Genomic DNA, 3,478 nt, shown 5'->3' with positions numbered 1-3,478 from the left:
TCAAAAACATTTTATGAATGTTTACAGCGGCAGATACCCGCTTTATGTGGAAAAAGCTGAGGGAATAAAAATATACAGTAAAGATGGTAAAGTCTATCGTGATTTTTTAGCTGGGATTGGAGTTAATGCATTAGGTTACAGCAACCAGCGGTTTAAAGATGTTTTAAAAGATCAGATTGATAAAATTATTCACTGTTCAAACCTCTATTACATAGAACCTCAGGCTGAACTTGAGAAAAAATTATGTCAAAATTCATGTTTTGACCGCATATTTTTCGCTAACAGTGGTTCGGAGGCAAACGAAGGTGCTTTAAAGCTGGCCCGTAAATATTTCAAGAAAAAAGGAAGCAATAAGTTTGAAACAATAACAGCAGATAAATCTTTTCACGGTAGAACAATGACAACAGTTACAGCAACTGGACAGGATAAGTATAAAGAGCCATTTACTCCACTGCCGGAGGGCTTTTCTACAGTACCTTTTAATGATCTGGAAGCTTTAAAAGAGGCAGTAACTGATAAAACTGCTGCTATCATGCTGGAACCTATTCAGGGAGAAGGCGGAATTTATCCAGCAGAACAGGAGTATTTAGAAGGGGTACGGCAGCTCTGTGATCAAAAAGATATTCTATTAATCTTTGATGAGGTTCAATGTGGGATAGGTAGAACTGGTGAACTTTTTGCATATCAAAATTATGGTGTTGAAGCAGATATAATCACTCTGGCCAAAGCCTTAGGTGGTGGAGTTCCAATTGGGGCATTTATGGCTAAAGAAGAGGTGGCTTCTGCTTTTGAACCCGGCGATCATGGTACAACTTTCGGCGGCAATCCACTGGCAACTAGAGCTGCTTCCGAAGTTATTGATATTATGCTGGAATCTAAATTTTTAGAAGCTGTCAAAGAAAAAGGTGCCTATTTGAAAGCAGAATTAGATAAACTAGTTGCTGAAAATGATAATTTAATTGAAACAAGAGGTAAGGGGTTAATGCTGGCTTTAGAGTTCGATGATGATCTCTCAGCAAAAGACATTACTGATAAACTTTTCGAAAGAGGTTTTTTAGTTAATGCTGTCAAAGAACATACCTTACGTCTTTTACCACCTTTAGTAGTAGAAAAGGAAGATATGGATCTGCTTATTAAAAATATTAAAGAAATAATCACAGAAATTTAGAGTTAAATTAGCTTTAAATAAATTGTTTATTCTGCTATAATTATAAAGAGATGAAACTAAATTTAAATAAAAAATGATTGAGCTCCAGAAGCTTTTTAGCTTGATGGAGCTTTATTATTGCATACTTCTAGTCTGATAGAGAAAGGTTGGTTAAAAAAATGAATAAGAGATTAAAAGGTTTAAAAGATAGTGTAGCAAAAAGAAGAGAAAAAGATACAGTTCGTTCTTATAGTATCGGCAGGAACGAAGCCTGTCCCTGCGGCAGCGGCAAAAAATTCAAAAAATGCTGTGCCCGCAATAATCCAGATAAAAGTATTGAAGAATATTTTGACGCAGTAAAAAAAGCAGAAAAAGAAGAAGAGGTAGTTGATTTATTAAAAGAAGCGGTTAAAAATTATCCTCTAGAACACAGATTTTTACTGCCGCTAATAGTTTATACACTGCAGAGCAATAATTATCAGCAGGCGGGAAAATATCTTAAACATGCCTGGCAGCTGATGGGAACAGAACTAGATGAAGCCTTTATTTCTCCTCTAGTCAATATTATGCTGGAGCAGGAAGAAATTGATGAAGCTGAGGCGCTTGTTCGAGAAGCCTTAGAGGCTAAAGGGGAAAGTATTCCACTTTTAATTGCCTTAGCCGAAGTTTATAAAAAAGGACAGAACTTCCAGCGTGTTAATGATATTATTGATCGAGCAATGCAGATTGATTCTGATAATTTACAGCTGATTATTTTCCGCCTGGAAACTTTAATGGATTTAGATGATGTGGTAAGTGCGCTCAGCCTCTTAAAAAAACATTACGAGCAGTTAAAAGAGTATAAGCAGATGAGGGTAATTTCGTTTCTAGATGATTTTATAAAAGAAAGATTTAATTTAGCTGAAAATAAAGAACTTAAGCAAAAAGAAGCATTAGCTCAGGCAGCAGAAATTTTTAATGTTTTTCAGCAGCTTGATAATCTCAAAATGAGTTCTGCTGAATCTGAGGGAAGAGAGTTATTAAATGAGATTAAAGATCTACCACCTAAAAATTCTCAGATTGCTCTTGATATTCTGGCCCGCTATTTAGCAGCTGAATTATACGATGATTTCAGAAATTTTGCAGAAGAATTGGAAGCTGATCATTTAAGAAATCCAGACTTTTTAAGACTATTATTTTTAGCAGATTATCAGCAGGGTAATTTAAACGAAGCTGAAGAAAAAATAAAAACTGCCTTCACCATAGAAAAAAATAGAAAAGATGGACATTTTCATAATTGGCAGGTAGCTTCTGATTATCTAAGATTTTTAGTAGAGTATGGTGAAAATCAAGAGTTAGCTAAATTTGTTGAAGACTTCGCTGGTCTGCTGGGGGAAGATGACAATCTCTTAGCAAGTCTAATGATGTTAATTGAAAGCGAAGAGGCCAGAAATCACCAAAAGAATCTTTTAGAAAGTCTGCTGGAACTAATCGAGGCTGATTTAATTGACCAGATTCAGAGAAAAGACATTTATAATAATCGACTCTTCATTAGTTTATCTGCCCTTGATGGGGAAGAAACAATTTATGATAAGGGAAGAGATATTACAACTCAGGAATTAAAGGATGTTATCGGTGAAGTAGAAGCGGCCGATATTGATAGTCCAGCTTTAAGTTATGCAAAGTTAAGACTTTTAAAATATCAGTCTAATCTTGAAGATGATCAAAAAGAAAATTTACTGCAGGAAGTTAAAGAAGCAGCTGTAGAAAGTTATTTTGATACTGTTGCTTATTACGAAACCATTTTGAGATTTGATGATCCAGCACCTATTTTAACAGAAATTCCTTATGGTAAGTTTTTAGATGATGAGTATCTAGATTTTTATAGGCTGGTTGCTGCTTTAAAATTAAATTATTATGAAATGGGAACTGAGCTTTTTCACCGTCAGCTCTTAAAAGAAAGCAAAAACAATAAGGTGATGAGTTATCTGGTTAGACTGCTGCGTTACTTTAAGCAGGATAGCTTAATTGAACACTTCAGAGCAATGGAAGTAGACGAAGTAATAATTAATTATTTAAAGAAACTTTCTGAAAGAAGATAATCGATAAGAAGATAATAATTTTTTGCAGATTCAGAAAATAATTTAAGAAAATTTTCCTAAATCACTTGTCATTTAAGTTGATAATTATTATAATATAGCTATAACAGCTGGGACAGAAACTTTTTTCGAGAGCTGTACCCTTTTATCAAGGCTGTTAAATACAATAAGTTTAGTCCACCTGGATCAATGGACTGGGATGGGAGGAAAAGAAAATAAAACTCAAAACAAGACAGATCGTAATTGCTGGTAT

At 34.4% G+C, this 3,478-nt stretch carries 2 protein-coding genes; both read left to right on the top strand.

The features are described from left to right. Nucleotides 1-1,168 (top strand): aspartate aminotransferase family protein (locus CI949_RS18665; RefSeq protein ID WP_290769191.1); only part of this gene is annotated, 1,168 nt, incomplete at its 5' end. Nucleotides 1,169-1,326: 158 nt separating this feature from the next. Then, nucleotides 1,327-3,228, top strand: a complete 1,902-nt coding sequence (locus tag CI949_RS18660; protein WP_089716217.1) for an SEC-C metal-binding domain-containing protein — start codon at nt 1,327-1,329, stop codon at nt 3,226-3,228. The last annotated feature ends 250 nt before the right edge of the window (nt 3,229-3,478 follow it).

The organism is Halanaerobium sp., from assembly GCF_003070835.1.
This window is presented reverse-complemented; position numbering and strand designations above follow the sequence as displayed.

Excerpts from the sequence above, each read along its gene's own strand:
- CI949_RS18660 (WP_089716217.1), top strand. The coding sequence starts at position 1,327 with ATGAATAAGAGATTAAAAGGTTTAAAAGATAGTGTAGCAAAAAGAAGA.